General features: G+C 65.6%; 1 protein-coding gene. It reads left to right on the top strand.

All coding sequences use genetic code 11. The annotated features are described in order from the left end of the window. Window positions 1–381 (top strand): RNA-guided endonuclease TnpB family protein (locus HCA61_RS25915; RefSeq protein WP_169691063.1); only part of this gene is annotated, 381 nt, incomplete at both ends.

A 381-nucleotide genomic window follows, 5' to 3' on the forward strand; every position in this document is an offset into this window, starting at 1 on the left:
CGCGAGACGCGGTTGGATCATCACCACAAACTCGCTCTTCGGCTGATCCGCGAAAACCAAGCGGTCGCTCTCGAGGGAGTGTCGGTGGCTGGGCTTGCCCGCACCCGCATGGGCAAGTCGGTGCACGACGCAGGCTGGTCGACCCTCAGACGGTTGATCGAGGGCAAGGCCGCCGAGCATGGCCGGGTGGCGCACACGATCGGCCGGCGGGAACCGACCTCGCAGGTATGCGCATGTTGCGGGGTGCGGGACGGGGCGAAGCCACTGGATGTGCGGGTGTGGGTGTGCCCGTCGTGTGGTATGAGGCTGGATCGGGACTATAACGCTGCTGTGAATGTGATGCTCGCCGCCGGGCTGGTGGAGAGGGTAAACGCTTGTGGA

The organism is Rhodococcus sp. HNM0563, assembly GCF_012726195.1.
In the GTDB taxonomy this organism is placed as follows: domain Bacteria; phylum Actinomycetota; class Actinomycetes; order Mycobacteriales; family Mycobacteriaceae; genus Rhodococcus.